The sequence below is a fragment of the Xanthomonas sp. MUS 060 genome (assembly GCF_000963215.1).
Lineage (GTDB): Bacteria > Pseudomonadota > Gammaproteobacteria > Xanthomonadales > Xanthomonadaceae > Xanthomonas_A.
This window is the reverse complement of sequence record NZ_JZIM01000084.1, coordinates 1-1,493: the sequence shown is the minus strand read 5'-3', so window position 1 is coordinate 1,493 and position 1,493 is coordinate 1. Positions and strand designations below refer to the sequence as shown.

The 1,493-nt window shown below is 62.1% G+C and carries 3 protein-coding genes; all 3 read right to left on the bottom strand.

The features are described 5' to 3' along the window. On the bottom strand, positions 1–189 hold a 189-nt coding region (locus XANALMUS060_RS20375), incomplete at its 3' end, for a hypothetical protein (protein WP_200894111.1). 8 nt (positions 190–197) lie between these two features. Beyond that, positions 198–776, bottom strand: a complete 579-nt coding sequence (locus XANALMUS060_RS17060; protein WP_045739458.1) for a putative phage tail protein — start codon at positions 774–776, stop codon at positions 198–200. Positions 777–809: 33 nt separating this feature from the next. Continuing rightward, on the bottom strand, positions 810–1,493 hold a 684-nt coding region (locus XANALMUS060_RS17055; RefSeq protein WP_052688287.1), incomplete at its 5' end, for a putative phage tail protein.

The window sequence follows — 1,493 nt, the reverse complement described above, 5'->3', positions numbered from 1 at the left end:
GGGTGCGAGGCCACCTGCCAGGATCACGTTGCGGATCTCTTCGCTGACCTGATAGAACCAGTAATCCCCAGGTGTCGTGGCCGGTGTATTGGTAGTTGGATTGCCGTCAGTTGGATAACCGATTGACGGATTGCCGGGTATAACGGGGGGAGTTTGGGCGGCATTGGCCTCCCAGACGCGGTTGTCCATGTGATCTCCTACGTGTAGCTGAAGAGCAGCGTGGTGTGGGCAGGCTTGAGCCGCCGCATCACGCACTCGAGCAATGTGTTGCGCCATGTCGCCAGCGGATCGCATACGCGGCCATTGACCGTGAGCGTGCTGCGCGTGTCCCCGAGCCGTGCATGAATCGTCCAGGTGTAGACCCAGCGGCTATTGGTCAGGGGGTTGTTGACCGGCGAGATGACGGTGTCGATGGCCTGCCAGCCCTCGGTGATCGTGATGGTGGAACCCAATGTGCGGGCCACGCCCACGAAGTAGGCGCGCGATTGGCCACCGATCTGGGTGAGTCGGGAGACCAGGGCGGCCCGTCGCTGTGCAAGCGTTTGTTGACCGCTGAGCGCGGTGACGCACAGATCTGGCAAGCCAGCGACCCGCTCCCAATCGGGAAACAATGCATCGGTGGTGCGTGGATCGGCCTCTTCGATGAGTTGCCAACTGCTGGCATCGCACCGTGCCAGTTCCTGTGCTAGGCCCGTCAGTAGTTGGGTGAGGATTGCCGTCAGTTGGATAACCGATTGACGGATTGCCGGGTATAACGGGGGGAGTTTGGGCGGCATTGGCCTCCCAGACGCGGTTGTCCATGTGATCTCCTACGTGTAGCTGAAGAGCAGCGTGGTGTGGGCAGGCTTGAGCCGCCGCATCACGCACTCGAGCAATGTGTTGCGCCATGTCGCCAGCGGATCGCATACGCGGCCATTGACCGTGAGCGTGCTGCGCGTGTCCCCGAGCCGTGCATGAATCGTCCAGGTGTAGACCCAGCGGCTATTGGTCAGGGGGTTGTTGACCGGCGAGATGACGGTGTCGATGGCCTGCCAGCCCTCGGTGATCGTGATGGTGGAACCCAATGTGCGGGCCACGCCCACGAAGTAGGCGCGCGATTGGCCACCGATCTGGGTGAGTCGGGAGACCAGGGCGGCCCGTCGCTGTGCAAGCGTTTGTTGACCGCTGAGCGCGGTGACGCACAGATCTGGCAAGCCAGCGACCCGCTCCCAATCGGGAAACAATGCATCGGTGGTGCGTGGATCGGCCTCTTCGATGAGTTGCCAACTGCTGGCATCGCACCGTGCCAGTTCCTGTGCTAGGCCCGTCAGTAGTTGGGTGATTGCTGCCTCGGGGTCATCGGTCCAGGCTGGCCCATAGGGCAGGAGTTTTTGCAGCGATGCCAGGTAGTCGGCGGTGGTCAGTGGCTGGTTGATCTGTTGCATCACTGCCATGCCACCTTGCCCATGACCGGGATCTGGCCGCTGGGCAATACGACGTTGGTGGTCGGCGTG